The following is a 17,159-nucleotide window of genomic DNA, read 5'->3' on the forward strand; positions in this document are numbered from 1 at the left end:
TGCGCCGCATCCCGGACTTTCTTTTTAATCGTTAACTACCGCAATGATTTCGTCTTCAAGCTCGAGTCTGACTTCGTCTTTAAACACCCGTCTGCCATATTCTTCGTGCATATACAGCAAAATCGCTTCGATCAAATTGGCTTCAACGATATATTGGTTTCTGCCGGCTGCCCAAACTTCGGCCGTAAACCCGGTGTCTTCGTCCCAGGCTAATTCGACCTGTACCTCCGAAGGGCGGATCTGCTTACGGCTCGCCGTATGGATACAAACGGCATTTACAATTTCGTCTTCCGTCAGAATCATGGATTAATACCGTCCGTCCCTTGGATCAGGCTTGCGCGGACGGCTGAATCTGCGGAACAAGGCAGCCGCAATGACGATCACCAGGTAGATGGCAAACAGGTTCACGACCAGTCCAAGCAGGCTGCCGAAACCGCCCATACTGGAGAACAAGCTGCCGAACAGCAGGCCGGACAATCCGCCGATCATCAAACCTTTCATAAAACTGCCGCCGCTGAAAAATCCGCGGTTAGCCGTCGTACCGGCTGTCCCCTTAGTCGAGCTGGTCGTGCCGGATTTGGACACATTGTCCGTCGTGGTCGATTTATTTGGGGTTGTCGTGTGGGACTTTACGCCTGATCTGTAACCTCCGCCGCCGATCCGTCCTTTGGCATCAGCATTGTCCTGGATGGTAAAGGCAAAAAACAGGGTAAATGCCATTACAACCATTATGATTTTTTTGAACATATAAATTAGTCGCCCTCCTGTGAAGTGGTGTTTATGCGTTTATACAGGTAATACGGACAAGAGCCGGGGACGTTTCAAATTTTTATTAATTTTTTGGGACAAAACAGAAATCGATCCCTGCTCCATGCCAGCCGAATCCTTCAAATGAAATTATTCAGGTGTTTCTCATATTCCGGAGGAAATACGGGGGTGTATTTGGCAGCAACGTAGGCGGCGGCTTGGACGGTGGACATTACTTGAGGATACAAGGCATTGGGGTCTGGACGGAGCGGAGCGACATAGATCAGCGCTTTGTCCTCCATGAAATGAATGGACGATACCCGAATGCCGTAACCTGGATGGGGGACATGGGCCCTGACGACAACCCGGTTTACTTCTTCATTAACGGGGGCTGTACTCATGCTTAAATTGCGGAGCGGGACTAAATCCTTAGGCTGGAATCCGCCTCCTCCTGGAAAAGCTCGTCTAAATCGGTTGTTCATGTCCATGGTGCTGCCTCCCTTTCAAGGAATGAGATTTTTGTTACCGGAGCATAAAAAGAGCCTGCGGTTGCAAAATAACGATTAAGCGGTAAATGCTTGTCGTAATTATCCTGAACAAAAGAGCAGGTGAAAAAATGGCCGAAAAAAATATTCTCGCTTATTTTAAAAGTCCCGAGGAAGCCGAAGGCGCGGCGCGCAAGCTGCAGGCCTTGCGGGTCATTGACTTGTCCATCGACCGTTTTACCCGTTACGGAAGCGGAACCATGATGGAATTTGCGCAGGACATGGATCATCAGTCGGCAGGTATTCTGGCTAAAGCCGATCCGTCCAACAGCGGCATGAGCGATGGGGGCCAGGGAGGTCCGACAGGCCGGGATGTGCTGCTGACGGCGGTCGTTGATGATAATATTCATCACCAGGCGATGAAAATCGTTGAAGAGGCTGGCGGCTTGATTTAAATCTCAAATACAAAACGAGAGGATGCTTGCACATGAACCATCTGAATAAATCTTATGGAAAAGGCGCAAAAAGCTTGTCCAAAAATCTCGAAGGCCACAATCTGGACGTCGAATTTTCCGAGGACCGCGCTGACCAAGAGGACTGGGAAGCTTTGGAACGCAGCGAACGGGCCGATGCCCGCCAGGAAAACAAAACGCCTAAGCTATAATTAAACGTAAGAATACATTCGATCCTTGCTTGGCAGGTTCCTTTTAGAAAAAATAAAAAATCATGGCGAACCTAAAATCTCCGCGAGTTCAGCCGTCAAGTTCACAAGCCTGCAGACCGGCGGGACGTGAGCCTGGCGGTTTTCTTTTTTGTTCCTTTTTATAGTACAATAGAAGGCATGCAAATATTGAGGAGGAAACGGGTTTGAAGATTTGGAAAGAGCTTACGATACATACGACAGAAGAAGCGGTGGAAATGATTTCGAACTTCCTGCACGAGTCCGGGGCAGGCGGAGTCGCCATTGAAGAACATGTCGATAACAATAAACCGAGAGATACTTCTTTGGGACAGTGGTTTGAGATTCCGCCCAACGACATTCCGGAGGGAGAAGCCAAAATCAGCGGTTATTTTCCCGAAGGCAGCGATATGGAGAACATCCAGCGCGAGATCAGCGAACGGATCGAGGAACTGCGCGGATACGCCATTGATCCCGGGGCAGCCGAATTTTCGCTGCGGGATGTCAGTGAAGACGACTGGGCGAACAACTGGAAAAAATATTTTAAACCGATCCGCGTCTCCGAACGTTTGACCATTAAACCGACCTGGGAAATTTACGAGCCGGCTTCGGACAACGAAAAAATTATCGAGCTGGATCCGGGCATGGCTTTCGGGACGGGAACCCACCCGACGACGGCGCTTTGCCTGCGGACGCTGGAATCCGTCATTCAGGAAGGCGATGAAGTCATCGATGTCGGAACAGGCTCCGGCATTTTGGCCATCGGGGCGGTCAGACTTGGAGCCAAACACGTTTTGGCGCTCGACTTGGACCCGATTGCGGTGACCAGCACGCGTGAAAATACCCTGCTTAACGGCTTGGAAAAACAGGTCACCATCTTCGAAAGCGATCTTCTGGCCGTCCTGAAAAGCGGCAAAGGGGCGACGGAGCTAGGAATTACGCTGCCCGTACGCGTAGTTGTAGCCAATATCCTGGCCGAGATCATTTTGCTCTTCATAGACGACGTTTATGAAGCGCTTCAGCCGGGCGGATATTATATCGCTTCGGGCATCTACAAGAACAAAGAGAAGGAAGTTGAAGACGGACTTCTTGCGGCAGGCTTCGAGATCACGCATACGGCACGTGAAGAAGATTGGGTCGCCTTTGTGGCCAGAAAGGGGTAAACATGGGCTTTCTGGATTCGATTCTTGCTTTTCCCCTGGATGTGCTGCCGTTTATTCTGGTAGTCATCCTGATCGCTTTTACATTTCATGAATTTGCGCATGCCTATATGGCCAATAAATTTGGGGATCCAACCGCCAAACTGCTGGGAAGGGTTACCCTGAATCCGGCCTCGCACATTGAATTGTTCGGTACGCTGATGATTCTTTTGCTTGGTTTCGGATGGGCCCGTCCCGTACCCGTGAACCGGGATAATTTCAGCAAACCCCGTTTGATGGGGATCGTGGTTTCGGCAGCCGGCCCTTTGAGCAATTTGATCATCGGATTTATCGCAACAATTCTTTACGTTGCCTTATTAAAAGAAGGGGTGATAGGGCCGCTAGGCACCTCTCGCTTTCAGGATGCGCTGCATATTTTTCTCTATTATTTGGCGATTTTAAATATCGGTTTGTTCCTGTTCAACCTGCTGCCGCTGCCTCCTCTGGACGGTTACCGGATTGTGGAGGATCTCGTCCCGAGACGGATCCGGCCTATGCTGCAGCAGTATGAACAATGGGCTTCCCTGATTTTTCTGTTGTTTGTTTTTATACCGGCGCTAAGAGCCGTGACACTGACGCCTTTGTACAGTTTGATTTATAAAATATTTAATGCGTTCGGCCAGCTGTATCTGAATTTATTTTCTTGACGATCGGCCGCTTATTTTCAGTAAAAAGGCTCTTTGAAGCTGTAGCCAGCGCGAAGCAAAAGTTGTATGATGTAGGTTGGTAATTTGGAACAAGGATTGATGAACATGCAGCGTTATTTTATCCCGCCGGAACAGTTCGGTGAGGAACAGGTAATCGTCGCCGGGGAAGACGCCCGCCATATCACCAAAGTCATGAGGGGCAAGCCGGGGGATCAGGTGATCGTCAGCGACGGGCAGGGCCGGGTGGTACTGGCCGAGCTCAGCTTGCTGGAGCCGGATGCCGTGACGGCGGACGTTCTGGAAAAGATGCCGGAATCCAGCGAACCCAAGGTCAAGGTCGATATTGGCCAGAGCTTGCCTAAAGGCGACAAAATGGAAACAGTCATTCAGAAGTGCACCGAAATCGGCGCAGCGGCGTTTATTCCGTTCCTATCGGAACGGACGATCGTTCAATACGATGAGCGCAAGGAAGAAAAACGGACCGCCCGCTGGGCCAAAATCGCCAAAGAAGCGGCGGAACAAGCTCATCGCAGCCGGATTCCGGCGGTACGCCAGCCTTTGAAATGGAAGGGACTGCTAGGGGTATTTGAACAGTATGACCTGGTTTGTATTTGTTATGAAAAAGAACTCGGCGAACAATTAAGAGACGTTGTTCAGCCGTTTGCGGCGTCCCTGACGTCCGATAATTCGCCGGACAAGGCCAGACGGGTGCTGGTCGTTGTAGGCCCTGAGGGCGGATTTACCGAAGAAGAGGTAGCCGCCGCGGAGGCGGCAGGCGCCAGATCCGTCGGGCTTGGCCGACGCATTTTGAGAACGGAAACGGCCGGCATGGCCGCCCTGACCTGCATATTATACGAAACTGGAGAAATGGGGGGAGTTTAACGATGCCATCTGTAGCTTTTTATACGCTTGGCTGTAAAGTTAACTTTTATGATACGGAAGCCATCTGGCAGCTGTTTAAAAATGAAGGGTACGAGCAGGTTGATTTCGAGCAGACCGCCGACGTATACCTGATCAATACTTGTACGGTAACCAATACCGGCGACAAGAAAAGCCGTCAAATCATCCGCCGCGCCGTCCGCCGCAATCCGGACGCGATCATTGCGGTAACCGGATGTTACGCGCAGACCTCGCCGGCTGAAATTATGGACATTGCGGGCGTGGACCTGGTCATCGGTACGCAGGACCGCGATAAAATTTTAAATTACGTCAACGAAATCCAGGCGAAACGCCAGCCGATCAACGCGGTGCGCAACATTATGAAAACCCGCGAATTCGAGGAGCTTGACGTTCCTAATTTTACGGATCATACTCGCGCTTTCCTTAAAATTCAGGAAGGGTGTAACAATTTCTGCACCTTTTGTATCATTCCTTGGTCCCGGGGGCTGTCGCGCAGCCGCGATCCGAAAAGCGTCATCGCCCAAGCTAGACAGCTGGTGGCGTCCGGTTATAAAGAAATCGTGCTGACCGGCATCCATACCGGCGGTTACGGCGACGACCTTGACGATTACAAGCTGTCCGACCTGCTTTGGGATCTGGATAAGGTGGAAGGTTTGGAACGCGTGCGCATCAGTTCGATCGAAGCGAGCCAAATCGATGATAAGGTGCTTGAGGTGCTTAAAAAATCGCCGAAAATGTGCCGCCACTTCCACATTCCGCTTCAGGCGGGCAATGATGAAGTGCTCAAACGAATGAGACGGAAATACACGATTGCCGAGTTTGAGGAGAAAATCCGCAAAATCCGCGAGTTTATGCCGGACGTAGCGATTACGACGGACGTTATCGTGGGTTTCCCGGGCGAAACGGACGAGCATTACCGCGACGGCTTTGAAGCCATTAAGCGGATCGGTTTCTCCGAGCTCCACGTCTTCCCTTATTCCAAGCGTACCGGTACTCCGGCTGCGCGCATGGAAGACCAGGTCGACGAGGAAGTGAAGCATGCGCGCGTGCACGAGCTGATCGATTTGTCCGAGCAAATGCAGCTGGCTTATGCGGAGAAATTTGTGGGCAAGGTGCTGGACGTCATTCCGGAACGCGACGAAAAAGGCCAATATGGCCCTGGCCGCGCGATGGGTATGAGCGATAACTACCTGCAGGTCGTTTTTGATACGGAAGAAGATTTGACTGGCCGTTTGTGCCGCGTCAAAGTGACCCAAGCCGGCGTCAACGGCTGCGAAGGCACGCTGGTCCGCATTCTGGACGAGCTTCCGGAGGCTGCAGGGCATTAAGGTAGGATTCCGGTCCCGCCCTTTACAATTGATTTATAGGCAACAAACCCAAGGATTTCATTCACGGAGAATGGAATCCTTGTTATTCATGGAATGATGGAAAGGTAGGGGAGCCATTATGGCATACAAGGAAATTTCAGCCGGGGGCGTCGTATACCGCCGGGAAGCAGGGGAATTGCAAATCCAGCTGATCACGGACCGTTACGGCAAAATCTCTTTTGCCAAAGGGAAGCAGGAACTCGGGGAAACGGTTGAAGAAACCGCGCTGAGAGAGATTTGGGAGGAAACGGGCGTTACAGGCACAATCGTTCAACCCATCGATATTATCGCTTATAAATATGAGCATGCCGAATACGGCGAAGTAGATAAAGAAGTTCATTATTATCTGGTGGAAAGCGCTCAAGGCGAGCTAAAGGCCCAAGTCGAAGAAATCCGCGGCGTAGATTGGTACTTACCGCTTGAAGCGTGGGACAAGCAGCGGACTTCCGGGTATGACAACAATGATTTTATTTTGGAAAAAGGCCTTAAACTGCTGGGCGTGCAGATTTAATAGGGAAGCAGGAAGGGAAGGTATTCAGGTCAGTCCTTAAGTTCTGTTGCCCTTGTCCTCCAACCGTTTCCATATGGATAAGTAACATAAAGGCAGGGCCAGCAGAGAGCTGAGCACATTAAACAAGGTTTGGCTGTGGGCGATCACGCCGGAAGCGTCGGAAGACATCCAGGAGGATACCGTTTCTAATTCCCTGATGAACGGGAGAAACAGCAGGCAGCCGCCGACATTCAGCACAATATGGGACCAGGCTACGAACCTGCCCGACCGGGTTCCGCCGATGGAGGCGATAACCGCCGTTACGCAGGTTCCCACGTTGGAGCCGAGAACTACGGCGATGCCGAGCGGGACGGGAAGGGTTCCCGCCGCGGCCAGGCCCATCGCGAGTCCGATGACGGCTGCGCTGCTGTGAACCGCAGCAGCCAGAACGGCTCCGGCAGCTACGCCCCATAACAGGCTGCTTTCCGCCCGCCGGGTAAACCAATCGATCAATCCGTAAGCCTGGAGGGCTCCTCCGGTGTTTTGCATCCAGGCGATAGCGACCAGCACGATGCTAAAGCCTGCGGCGGCAAGCGCAGCGTGCTGGACGGACTGCAGCAGGGAAGCATATTTTTGCAGCCGGTAGGGAAGTTTCTCGAATAAGACAACCGCTGCGAACCAGACGCACAAGGAAAGCAGAAGCAGCGGAGGCCCGATAGCGGAAATATGCAGAGCAATGAGCTCGGTGGTCAGGCAGGTGCCGATATTTCCTCCGAGAATGATGCCGAGCGTGCGGCCATAGGTCAGCAGACCGGCATTGACGAGGCCGATCGTCATTACGGTAACGGCAGTGCTGCTTTGCAGCAGGGCGGTGATTGCCGTGCTGAACAGCATCCCTGTAAGAGGGGTGGCGGAAACTTTGTTCAGCAGCTTCGTCAGTACCGGTCCGGCCCAGGCCTGCAGAGCCAGCTCCATCATTTTCATGCCGAAAATAAAGAGGGCCAGTCCGAAGATCAGCGGAACTGCGATTTCGCGGAACACCGATCGGCCTCCTTTCCTGGGAAAAAATTTGGAACAAGCCTTTGCTGAGGTTATGTTTATGCATGCAAAGGACCAGTCATGCCATCCGGAATGGTAGAGCGGAGAGAGAACGCGGGAAGATTACCGCTGCTATCTCGAAGATCAGGAGTAATTGATAATTCGTATATAACTTGCAGAAATTAGGAGTGGACATTCAAATGGCAGCAGTAGTTTTGCAGCGCAGCCGCAAAAAAAGGCTGGAACAGGGACATCCCTGGGTATATAAAAGCGAAATAGAACGGGTGGACGGCGAGGTTTCGCCCGGCGACCTGGTAGAGGTGGTCAATCATCAGGGGCGATACCTGGCGACGGGATATTACAACCCGGCTTCCCAGATTACGGTGAGGATCTTGTCCTATAAACCTTTACAGGATATGGATACGGCTTTTTTTGCCGAACGGTTTGCGGACTGCCTTCGACACCGCGAACGTTTCGTTAAGGAGAACGCATACCGCCTGGTGTACGGGGAAGCGGACTTTCTTCCCGGGCTGATTGTGGACCGGTTCGGCGACGTGCTGGTCGTGCAGCTGTTGACGCTCGGCATGGACAAACACCGGGAGCAGATCGTGGAGGCTTTGGTGCGGGTTTTGCAGCCCAAAGGCATCTATGAGCGCAGCGATGTCGGCGTCCGTGAGATCGAAGGGCTGGAGCAGGTGAAAGGGGCTTTATACGGAGACTGCCCGCGTCACGTGACCGTAACGGAAAACGGTCTATTGATCTCCGTGGACATCATGGAAGGCCAAAAGACCGGTTATTTCTTTGACCAGCGGGAAAACCGCGCGTCCATCGCCCCCCTTATGCTGGGCTGGGGCGAGAAAAGCGGCATCCGTCTACAGGAGCTGGAAAACCCGGAAGAAGGAACCCGCACGGTTCCCGTGAACAAAAGCGGCAAAGAAGTGACGTTCCCTTATTGGGACGGAGCAACGGTGCTGGAGTGTTTCTCGCACACCGGCAGCTTTACGCTGCATGCTTGCAAATACGGAGCCAAAAAGGTCACCTGTCTCGACATCTCCGAGCATGCCATCGAAAGCGCCCGCGAAAACGTCAAGCTGAACGGGTTCGAGGAACGGGTCGAGTTTGTGGTGGCCGATGCTTTTGATTACCTGCGCAGCCAGGTCAAAGGGCAGGAGGACCGCAAGGCCAGAGCGGAAGGGAAAGCCGATACCTCGGTGCCCCTGACGTCAGGCACTGGCCGGACATGGGATGTGGTCATTCTGGATCCGCCGGCTTTCGCCAAAACGAAGAAAGCAGTGCCCGGCGCCTGCAGAGGGTACAAGGACATCAATCTGCACGGCATGAAGCTGGTCAACGAAGGCGGTTACCTGGTGACGGCCAGCTGCTCCTACCATATGCGTCCCGACCTGTTCCTGAGCACGATTGCCGATGCCGCGGAGGATGCGGGAAAAATATTGCGGCTGGTGGAATGGCGCGCGGCCGGCAAGGACCATCCGCAAATTTTGGGCGTGGACGAAGGCCACTATTTGAAATTTGCCATTTTTGAGGTGCGCAGCAAAGCCTGAGGACCCTCGCCTAAAGGTGTGGTTTGCAGCAAAAAGAATCCGGCTTTGGAGCCGCTTTGCGGCCCTAAGCTTTTATACGCAGCCAAGCAGGCCCGGTGCAGCACCGGCCTGCTTTTTCTTTTTCCAATCCTCAGGGCTGTTGCAAACACATGTTCCGATCCCGCTGGTTATGGTATACTAGAATCTATCGATACGGGAAACGATCGGCTCTTTTAGGGGAGCCTTTTTATATAAGGGAGGATGCCTAAGTGTCACTTCAACTGATTATCGGCCGGGCCGGCAGCGGCAAAAGCCGATATATGCTGGATCAAATCCGTGAACGGCTGCAGGAGGACCCTATGGGTCCGCCTATCATCATTCTGGTTCCCGAGCAGGCGACCTTTCAGCTGGAGCGCGCCATCGCTTCTTTTCCGGGATTAAAGGGAACGGTCCGCGTCCAGGTGCTGGGCTTCAAACGTCTGGCTTACCGGATCATGCAGGAGACGGGGGGCTCGGCGCTGATCCCGATCAGCGATGAAGGGAAAAAGATGCTGCTGTACCGCATTATGCGCGGGCTACAGGATGATTTAAAGCTGTATGGCAGCGCCGGCGGGGCGCTTGGTTTGATCGACAAGCTGAACAGCCTTTATACGGAAACCAAAAAATACGGGGCGGACGCCGCTTCCCTGGGGCAGCATTTTCGGCTTTTGGAATCTTCCGGGGGCGATTCGCCGCTGCTCAGGAACAAGCTGCATGATTTGCAGCTGCTGTTCGGAGAGTTCGAGAAAGAGCTTTCCGGCTTGTATATCGATGCGGAGGACCATGTCCGGAAGCTGGCCGAAGGCGCTTTGAGTTCCGCTTATTTGCAGGGCTCGGAAATATGGGTGGACGGCTTCCATTCGTTTACGCCTATGGAACAAGAAGCGCTTGGCAGGCTGATGGAGGCGGCTGTGCGCGTAAACGTGGCGCTGACGTTAGACCGGCCGTATGACGCTTCGCGTCCGCCGAACGAACTGAATCTGTTTTACACCTCGGCTGTTACGTATATGAAGCTGCGGGCTTTGGCCGAATCGGCGGGGATGGCGGTATGGCCGGATAAAATTATGGACGAGCGGCCTTACCCGCGATTTAAGAACAGCGAAACGCTGAGCCTGCTTGAATCAATCTACGGCACAAGGAAGCGGGTCCGCGAACAGGACGAACCGGAGGATCTGCAGCAAAGCCTGCGGCTCCGGTCGGCCCCGGGCAAACGTTCCGAAGTGGAGGCGGCCGTCCGCGAAATGGTCAGACTGGCCCGGGAAGAGCAGGTCCGATGGCGGGATATGGCTTTATACGTCCGCAATTTGGAGGACTATGCGGATTTGATCGAGCCGATCTGCGGTGATTATGAAGTTCCGGTATTTATGGACCGGCGCAAAAGCATGGCCGCCCATCCGCTGATCGAACTGGTGCGGGGAGCGCTGGACGTGGTTAAACGTTTCTGGAAGATCGAAGATGTTTTCCGCTGCGTCAAAACGGATTTTCTGCTGCCCCTGGACGGCAGCCTGACGCGCGAAGACATGGACGTGCTGGAGAACTACGTCATGGCTGCGGGCATCGAAGGCGCGCGCTGGAACCGTGAAAAAGCCTGGAGAGGGAAACCGAATCTCTCTTTGGAGCCGGGGGAAACCGGAGGAGCGGCAGATTCGCCGGAAACCTCCAGCCAAAGAGGCGGCGACGAGGAGCTGAACCAGATTCTGCGGGCAAAGGACGCGGTAGTCGAACCGCTGTCCCTGTTCGAGAAACGAATGAAGCGGAGCAAGACGGCCAGAGAGATGTGCGAAGCCGTATTTGGGCTGCTGGAGCAGGTTTCGGCTGCCGAACGGCTGGACTGCCTGGCGGAGGAAGCGGCTGCTGCCGGCGAGCCGCAGCGGGCGATGGAGCATCGGTCCGTCTGGGGAGCCGTTTTGGATCTGCTGGACCAAATTGTTGAAATGATGGGGGAAGAACGCCTGGACGCCCGCTTGTTTGCCGGAGTGCTTGACACCGGCCTGCGCAATCTTAAGCTGGGGCTTGTTCCGCCGTCTTTGGACCAGGTACTGGTCGGCAGTGCGGACCGGACCCGTTCGGTTCACGCCAAACATGTTTTTGTGCTGGGCGTAAACGAAGGCGTCATGCCTGCCCTTTATCAGGAGGAGGGCATTTTGACGGATCAGGAACGGAGCAGATTGGCCGAAACCGGTTTGGTGCTGGAGCCGGGGACGGCAAGAAAGCTGCTGGATGAGCGTTTTATGATCTACCAAATTTTATCTTCTGCGGAGTCATCCCTATGGATCTCTTATCCTGCTGCAGATGAAGAGGGTAAAGCTTTGCTGCCTTCCGAGGTTATCCGTGACCTGAAGCTGAAATTCCCTTCCCTGGAGGAAAAACTTGTCTCTCCTGTACCTCCGGCTGCGCTGCCTGAGAACGTGCAGCTGGAGTATGTAGCCGGTCCGGAGCCGGCATTGTCGGCGCTGGTCGGACAGCTGCGGCAGTGGCGGGCAGGAGCCGAATTGTCCCCGGTCTGGCACGGGGCTATCGCCTGGTTCGGCCGGAGTAAGGATTTTTATCATAAGCTGGATTATTTGCTGCAGTCGCTCGATTACCGCAACGGCACGCGGACGCTTACGGAAGAGACGAGCCGCAGGCTGTACGGCACTCGGCTGCGCACAAGCGTATCGCGGATGGAGAGATTTGCGGCGTGCCCGTTCTCCCATTTTGCATCGCATGGTTTGAAACTGAAGGAGCGCCAGCTGTACCGGCTGAAAGCACCGGACATCGGGCAGCTGTTTCATGCCGCGCTCAGCGCGATGGCCCTTTCGTTCAAGGACAGCAACCGCAGCTGGTCCAGCCTGACGCCCGAAGAATGCGTGCGGGAGGCGGAAGCGGTCGTGGACAAGCTGGTACCCCAGCTGCAAGGGGAAATTTTGCTTAGCTCCAAACGGTATGGCTTTATTACTCGCAAGCTGAAAAATATCGTCGGCCGGGCTTCGCTGATCCTTGGCGAGCAGGCCAAACGCGGCAGCTTCGAGCCGGTTGGGCTCGAGCTGGACTTCGGCCCAGGCAAAGAGCTGCCTCCGCTGACCTTTGAACTGGAGAATGGCTGCGTCATGGAGATCGTCGGACGCGTGGACCGGGTGGATATGGCGGAAAACGAGCAGGGGATTTTGCTGCGGGTGATCGACTATAAATCCAGCCAGACCGACCTGAAGCTGCATGAAGTTTATTACGGGCTGGCTTTGCAAATGCTGACCTATCTGGACGTCGTTTTGTCTTCGGCCGAGGAATGGCTTGGCAGTCCGGCCAAACCGGCCGGAACGCTTTATTTTCACGTCCATAATCCGCTGCTGCAAAGCAGCAACGGCATGTCGCCTGAACAGGCACGTCAGGAAATGCTTAAGCGTTTTAAGCTGAGAGGCCTGGTGACGGCGGACCGCGATATTGCTTTGATGATGGACAACAAGCTGGAGAAAGGCCATTCGGACATCCTGCCCGTTGCCGTTAAGGCGGACGGCGGGTTTTACAGCAGCGCCGCGGTTACGACACCGGAACAGTGGAATGTTCTTTTGTCATCCGTACGACGGACGATTCGCGGCATCGGCACCCGAATTACCGAAGGGGATGTATCCATCGAGCCTTACCGGTTGGGACAGGAGACCGCCTGCACGTTTTGTGCCTTCAAGTCGGTCTGCCAAATCGAACCTTCGGACGAAAGCCGTTATAAATTATTGGCCAAACCGGGCAAAGACCGGATTTGGAGCACGTTAGAGGAGGAATCGCCATGGAGCCTGTAATTCCAAAACCGGCTGGAAGTTACTGGAGCGATGACCAATGGAACGCGATTGCGCTGTCCGGCGGCAATATCCTGGTTGCGGCAGCCGCGGGTTCCGGCAAAACCGCCGTGCTGGTGGAACGGATTATCCGCAAGCTCACCGACCCGGAGCATCCGGTCGATATTGAACGGCTGATGGTAGCCACCTTCACCAAAGCGGCGGCGACGGAAATGCGCCATCGCATCCGCGAGGCGCTGGAAGGCCTGCTGGAGCAAGGCGAGCCTAACGAACAGCTGGAGCGGCAGCTGGCGATGCTGGGCCGGGCTTCGATCACCACGCTGCACTCCTTCTGTATGGAAGTGATCCAGCGGTATTACACGATGATTCCGCTCGACCCGGGTTTCCGGCTCGCCTCGGAGCATGAAGCACAGCTGCTCAGACAGGAGACGCTGGAGGAATTGTTCGAGGAAAAATACGGCGCCGAAGACGGCCAGGCTTTCTTCAGCCTGGTGGAATGGTTCAGCGGCGAGCGGAGCGACGAAGGTGCGTTCCGGCTTGTGCAGCGGCTGTATGATTTCTCCTGCAGCCATCCTTGGCCCGATTTCTGGCTTCGCGGCATGGCCGCTTCCTTTGCAAATGCGACGGTAGATTCCCTGGAGAACAGCACCTGGATCCAAAGCATTACCCAGGATACGCTGCTGTCGCTGGAAGGGATCCTCAACCTGCTGTCCCAAGGCAAGGCGCTGGCCTTGTCGCCGTCGGGTCCGGCTCCGTACGCCGTCTCGCTTGAGGAAGACCTGAACATGGTGCTTGAACTGAAGAACGCGGTATTGAACGGCTCCTGGAAAGACCTGCATCCGGTATTTCAGGCCGCAAATTTCGGGAAACTGAAACCGGTGAAGAAGGATCAGACCGACCCGGCCGTTCAGGAAAGGGTAAAAGCGCTGCGGGAGGAAGCGAAAAAATCGCTGAACGAGCTCCGGCAGCAGCTGTTCGGAAGACCGGCGGAGGACTTTGTCGCCGAGCTTCACGACACGGCCCCGCTTATGTCCGGGCTTGCCGAGCTTGTTATTGAATTCGGAGAACGTTACGCGGAAGCGAAGAAGGAACGCGGCTGGCTGGATTTTTCCGACTTGGAGCATTATTGCCTGCGTATCCTGCTGCACCCGGACGCAACGCCGCTCCGTATTTTGCCTTCCGACGCTGCTTTGGAATATCAGGCCCAATATGAGGAAGTTCTTCTGGACGAATACCAGGACACAAACACCGTCCAGGAGACCATCGTACAGCTGATTTCCAGGCCCGATACGGGCAACCGGTTTATGGTCGGCGACGTCAAGCAGAGCATTTACCGCTTCCGGCTGGCCGAGCCGGGTCTGTTCCTTGAGAAATATAGGGAATATGGGGACGATTTCTCGGGAAGCGGCCTCAGAATCGATTTGGCCCGGAACTTCAGAAGCCGCCGCGAGGTGGTTGGTGCCGTAAATATGCTGTTCCGGCAGATCATGAACCGGACGGTTGCGGAAATCGACTATGATGAACGGGCCGAGCTGATCTACGGCGATTTGTTTCCTGAGGCCGAGAAAGGGCTACCGCAATATGAACCGGAGTTGATGCTGATTGACCGAAGCGGCGGCGATGCGGGTCTGGATGCCGATCAAGCTGCCGGCACGGATCAAGCGGATGGAGAAGCCGACAAGGATTCGGAAGCAGAGGAAGCCGCCGATGTCGAGGCGGTCCGTCTGGAAGCCCGGGCAATAGCGGCCCGCATCCGCGGCCTGCTCGGCGAAGGAGGAGCTCCGCTCATGGTTTACGATAAAAGCCTGAAAGGCTCCCGTCCCGCAGTGCTTGGGGACATCGTCATTTTGCTGCGCTCGACCTCTGGCTGGGCGCCGATGCTGATTCAGGAGCTGCAAATGGAAGGCATTCCGGCGGCCGGGGAAGTGAATCAGGGTTATTTTCAGGCGTCGGAGGTTGAAATCGCCTTGTCGCTGCTGCAGATCATTGACAATCCACGCCAGGATATTCCGCTGGCTTCCGTCCTCCGTTCTCCAATTGTCGGATTGGATGAAGAGGAATTATCCCGCATCCGGCTGGCCCGCTCGGGCTCCGGGTTCTATGAAGCTTTGCTGGCTTGGATGGAAGAAGCCGAGCTGGCAGAGCCGGAACCAAGCGGATTATACGTACGTTTGGAACGTTTCCTATCTTTGCTGGAGGGCTGGCGGCGGATGGCCCGGGAAGGTGAGCTCAGCCGCCTGATTTGGACGGTGTACCGGCAAACCTCTTATCTAGACTGGGTTGGAGGTCTGGCGGGGGGCCCGCAAAGACAAGCCAATTTGGAGGCGTTGTACAGCCGGGCCAAACAGTTCGAGCAAACGTCCGGGACCCCCGGATTATATAGTTTCCTCAAATTTATCGACAAGCTTAAGGATACGGGCGGCGATTTGGGCGCTCCTTCCGTTGGCGGAGCCGATCAGGATACGGTCCGTATCATGACCATCCACAAAAGCAAAGGGCTGGAATTCCCGGTCGTGTTTGTGGCCGGCCTGTCGAAAATGTTCAACCGCCAGGATTTGAACGCTCCTTTCCTGATGCATAAGGAGCTGGGTTTCGGTCCGAAATACGTTGATCCTAATACCCGGGTAAGCTACCCGACGCTGCCGAACCTGGCGATTCGAAGACGGAGCCAGATGGAGCTGATTGCCGAAGAAATGAGAATCCTGTACGTTGCTTTGACTCGGCCGAAGGATAAGCTGATCCTCGTATCGGCGGTGAAGGATCTGGAGAAATCAGCGGTGAACTGGAGCCAGTCGCTCAGCGGGGCCGAGGAAATTCTCCCGGACTATTTGCTGGCCCGCGGGCGCAGCTATCTGGACTGGATCGGTCCGGCTTTGATCCGGCATCCGTCTGCCGGGGCGCTGCGTGAATGGGCGGGATTAAGCGCCGAAGGGCATCGACTGCTGCCCCATCGTGAAGATAGCCCGGGTTGGCAGTTCCTGTTTGTGCCTTCCCGGGACGTGGTTTATGCGGCGGCAGCGGGGCGTGAATCGGCACTGGTGCCGGCATCACGCAGCGATGAAGCCTTGCGGGAACTGCTGTCGGCGGCCGGCTTGTCTAAAGCCGGAGACCTGACGGTGGATGACGACAGCGAATACGCGGATTATGCGGGGAGAAACGATGCCGGAAGAACGGACAAATACGGTAGAGACGAAAGAGGTAGAATCGAAGAGCATGGAGATAGTCCTGCCTTTAACCGGATAGAGGATAACCCTGAGAAAGACGAGGACGGGCCGAATGCCGGCGGAGAAAAACCGTTCGTCCGCCCTGCGGTGTTTGCCGAGGTTGCCCGCAGACTGGAGTGGTCTTACCCGAATGAATGGAGCAGCCGTGTGGCTGCCAAAACGACGGTGACCGAGCTGAAATCGCGGCTTGTTTCGGAAGATTCGCCGGCAGCGGACGGTCTTGAGCTGCTGGCAGAACGGACCGGAGAGCTCTACGGGATGGCGGCAGGAACGTTAGAACCGGCGAGCGGGCAGACAGGCGGGGATTCCAAACTTCGTTTGCGACGGCCGAAATTTATGGAGCAGCGGAAAATGTCCGGGACCGAGCGGGGCACGGCTTATCATACGGTCATGCAGCATTTGCCGCTGCAGGAAGCGGGAAGGGACGGGCTTCAACTGGTGGAAGAAACCTTCCGCAGGCTGGAGGCTGACCGGATTTTGCCGCAGGAACAGACAGGGGAACTGGAGCCGCACAAAATTGCCGGATTTTTGGACAGCGAGCTCGGGCAAAGGCTGCTTCGTGCCGAATGGGTGAAAAAGGAGCTGCCGTTTACGTATGCGATGCAGGCTGCGGAGGCTTACCCGCATTTTTCGCCGGCTTTAACCGGCCGGCAGAGCGAAGCGGCAGCCGAAACAGCCGGATCCGAAGGAGATCTGGCCGTAATCAAAGATTTGCAGAAGGAAACAGTTATCGTGCAGGGGATCATCGATTGCCTGTTCAAAGTAAACGGCAAATTGATCATGCTGGATTATAAAAGCGACTACGTGCCTGCCCAAGCGAGGGAACAACAGCTGGAAATGCTGAAGGAACGTTACCGGATCCAATTGGAGCTTTATGCTAGAGCCGTCGAGGAAATTACCCGGGAGCAGGTAGCCGAGAAATGGCTGTATTTCTTTGATTCCGGGGATGCGGTGCAGATCGGTTAGAACCGTGAAGCTTTAAACGCGGCTCCGGCTGGACAAGCCGCGAGATGTTTGGGAATAGAATGAAGTA

At 54.9% G+C, this 17,159-nt stretch carries 14 protein-coding genes; 10 read left to right on the forward strand and 4 right to left on the reverse strand.

From position 1 onward, the window contains the following. Positions 1-24 precede the first annotated feature (24 nt). From AC3ZPD_RS13200 to AC3ZPD_RS13210, 3 genes are all read right to left on the reverse strand, one after another. Positions 25-303 (reverse strand): YxcD family protein, encoded by a 279-nt coding sequence (locus AC3ZPD_RS13200; RefSeq protein ID WP_490984756.1) that lies wholly within the window; start codon positions 301-303, stop codon positions 25-27. 3 nt (positions 304-306) lie between these two features. Continuing rightward, positions 307-747 (reverse strand): hypothetical protein, encoded by a 441-nt coding sequence (locus AC3ZPD_RS13205; RefSeq protein ID WP_490984757.1) that lies wholly within the window; start codon positions 745-747, stop codon positions 307-309. 140 nt (positions 748-887) lie between these two features. Further along, positions 888-1,235: a hypothetical protein gene (locus AC3ZPD_RS13210; protein WP_490984758.1), complete on the reverse strand. Its 348-nt coding sequence runs from the start codon at positions 1,233-1,235 to the stop codon at positions 888-890. 128 nt (positions 1,236-1,363) lie between these two features. Here AC3ZPD_RS13210 and AC3ZPD_RS13215 point away from each other — a divergent pair, with 128 nt between their 5' ends. The 7 genes from AC3ZPD_RS13215 (at position 1,364) to AC3ZPD_RS13245 (ending at position 6,535) form a co-directional block, all read left to right on the forward strand. After that, positions 1,364-1,687 carry a hypothetical protein gene (locus AC3ZPD_RS13215; RefSeq protein ID WP_490984759.1) on the forward strand — a complete coding sequence of 108 codons (324 nt, stop codon included), beginning with the start codon at positions 1,364-1,366 and terminating at the stop codon, positions 1,685-1,687. 32 nt (positions 1,688-1,719) lie between these two features. Continuing rightward, entirely contained in the window at positions 1,720-1,896 is a 177-nt protein-coding gene (locus tag AC3ZPD_RS13220) for a YfhD family protein (protein ID WP_490984760.1), read from the forward strand. Between the two features lie 254 nt (positions 1,897-2,150). Beyond that, the gene (gene prmA, locus AC3ZPD_RS13225; RefSeq protein WP_490984885.1) at positions 2,151-3,074 is read left to right on the forward strand and encodes a 50S ribosomal protein L11 methyltransferase; all 924 of its coding nucleotides are present in this window, start codon (positions 2,151-2,153) and stop codon (positions 3,072-3,074) included. Between the two features lie 2 nt (positions 3,075-3,076). Then, entirely contained in the window at positions 3,077-3,757 is a 681-nt protein-coding gene (locus AC3ZPD_RS13230) for a site-2 protease family protein (RefSeq protein WP_490984761.1), read from the forward strand. 105 nt (positions 3,758-3,862) lie between these two features. After that, the gene (locus AC3ZPD_RS13235; RefSeq protein ID WP_490984762.1) at positions 3,863-4,639 is read left to right on the forward strand and encodes a 16S rRNA (uracil(1498)-N(3))-methyltransferase; all 777 of its coding nucleotides are present in this window, start codon (positions 3,863-3,865) and stop codon (positions 4,637-4,639) included. Positions 4,640-4,641: 2 nt separating this feature from the next. Continuing rightward, positions 4,642-5,985, forward strand: coding sequence for a tRNA (N(6)-L-threonylcarbamoyladenosine(37)-C(2))-methylthiotransferase MtaB (gene mtaB / locus AC3ZPD_RS13240; protein ID WP_490984763.1), 1,344 nt, complete (start codon positions 4,642-4,644; stop codon positions 5,983-5,985). Between the two features lie 118 nt (positions 5,986-6,103). After that, positions 6,104-6,535, forward strand: coding sequence for an NUDIX hydrolase (locus AC3ZPD_RS13245; protein ID WP_490984764.1), 432 nt, complete (start codon positions 6,104-6,106; stop codon positions 6,533-6,535). A 36-nt stretch (positions 6,536-6,571) separates the two neighbouring features. Here AC3ZPD_RS13245 and AC3ZPD_RS13250 read toward each other — a convergent pair whose 3' ends face one another. Beyond that, positions 6,572-7,555, reverse strand: a complete 984-nt coding sequence (locus AC3ZPD_RS13250; protein WP_490984765.1) for a Na/Pi cotransporter family protein — start codon at positions 7,553-7,555, stop codon at positions 6,572-6,574. 197 nt (positions 7,556-7,752) lie between these two features. Between AC3ZPD_RS13250 and AC3ZPD_RS13255 the strand changes: the two genes are divergently transcribed. The 3 genes from AC3ZPD_RS13255 to addA all read left to right on the forward strand — a co-directional run bounded on the left by AC3ZPD_RS13255 (position 7,753) and on the right by addA (position 17,092). Next, the gene (locus AC3ZPD_RS13255) at positions 7,753-9,114 is read left to right on the forward strand and encodes a class I SAM-dependent rRNA methyltransferase (RefSeq protein ID WP_490984766.1); all 1,362 of its coding nucleotides are present in this window, start codon (positions 7,753-7,755) and stop codon (positions 9,112-9,114) included. Positions 9,115-9,362: 248 nt separating this feature from the next. After that, complete coding sequence (gene addB, locus AC3ZPD_RS13260; RefSeq protein WP_490984767.1) at positions 9,363-12,905, forward strand: helicase-exonuclease AddAB subunit AddB; 3,543 nt, start codon at positions 9,363-9,365, stop codon at positions 12,903-12,905. Further along, entirely contained in the window at positions 12,893-17,092 is a 4,200-nt protein-coding gene (gene addA, locus AC3ZPD_RS13265; protein ID WP_490984768.1) for a helicase-exonuclease AddAB subunit AddA, read from the forward strand. Before addB ends, addA begins: the two co-directional genes overlap by 13 nt. Positions 17,093-17,159 lie beyond the last annotated feature (67 nt).

The organism is Paenibacillus mobilis, from assembly GCF_058267595.1.

Excerpts from the sequence above, each read along its gene's own strand:
- mtaB (WP_490984763.1), top strand. The coding sequence starts at position 4,642 with ATGCCATCTGTAGCTTTTTATACGCTTGGCTGTAAAGTTAACTTTTAT.
- AC3ZPD_RS13255 (WP_490984766.1), top strand. The coding sequence starts at position 7,753 with ATGGCAGCAGTAGTTTTGCAGCGCAGCCGCAAAAAAAGGCTGGAACAG.
- AC3ZPD_RS13200 (WP_490984756.1), bottom strand. The coding sequence starts at position 303 with ATGATTCTGACGGAAGACGAAATTGTAAATGCCGTTTGTATCCATACG.
- prmA (WP_490984885.1), top strand. The coding sequence starts at position 2,151 with ATGATTTCGAACTTCCTGCACGAGTCCGGGGCAGGCGGAGTCGCCATT.
- AC3ZPD_RS13235 (WP_490984762.1), top strand. The coding sequence starts at position 3,863 with ATGCAGCGTTATTTTATCCCGCCGGAACAGTTCGGTGAGGAACAGGTA.
- addA (WP_490984768.1), top strand. The coding sequence starts at position 12,893 with ATGGAGCCTGTAATTCCAAAACCGGCTGGAAGTTACTGGAGCGATGAC.
- AC3ZPD_RS13220 (WP_490984760.1), top strand. The coding sequence starts at position 1,720 with ATGAACCATCTGAATAAATCTTATGGAAAAGGCGCAAAAAGCTTGTCC.
- AC3ZPD_RS13215 (WP_490984759.1), top strand. The coding sequence starts at position 1,364 with ATGGCCGAAAAAAATATTCTCGCTTATTTTAAAAGTCCCGAGGAAGCC.
- AC3ZPD_RS13210 (WP_490984758.1), bottom strand. The coding sequence starts at position 1,235 with ATGGACATGAACAACCGATTTAGACGAGCTTTTCCAGGAGGAGGCGGA.
- AC3ZPD_RS13245 (WP_490984764.1), top strand. The coding sequence starts at position 6,104 with ATGGCATACAAGGAAATTTCAGCCGGGGGCGTCGTATACCGCCGGGAA.
- AC3ZPD_RS13205 (WP_490984757.1), bottom strand. The coding sequence starts at position 747 with ATGTTCAAAAAAATCATAATGGTTGTAATGGCATTTACCCTGTTTTTT.
- AC3ZPD_RS13230 (WP_490984761.1), top strand. The coding sequence starts at position 3,077 with ATGGGCTTTCTGGATTCGATTCTTGCTTTTCCCCTGGATGTGCTGCCG.